Origin of the sequence: Clostridium pacaense (assembly GCF_020709765.2) — a bacterium.
Classification (GTDB): domain Bacteria; phylum Bacillota; class Clostridia; order Lachnospirales; family Lachnospiraceae; genus Enterocloster; species Enterocloster hominis.
On the sequence record NZ_JAJFEB020000256.1, the window covers coordinates 1 to 232 of the forward strand.

Genomic DNA, 232 nt, shown 5'->3' on the forward strand with positions numbered 1-232 from the left:
GGTAAGGAATCCCCAGGCAATGGAAGAACTGAGAAAATCATCGTTCATCATGAAAAGCCTTGCCATCTGACTATCGCCCTCGCCCAGGACATAATCGATGGCAGCCCCGTCGGTTGCCCCCCTGCGGCCCCGTCCGTAAGCAGAGGAACTGCCTCTCCCACGTCCGCGTCCGCGGCCCATGCCTCTTCCAAAGCTGTCCCGGTCATCCAGTGAACGGGCCGGCATGGTGCAG

Annotated in this window: 1 pseudogene; it reads right to left on the bottom strand. The window is 60.3% G+C overall.

What is annotated here, in order from left to right:
- Positions 1-232 (bottom strand): annotated as a pseudogene (locus LK536_RS59215) (hypothetical protein); the annotation flags it as partial.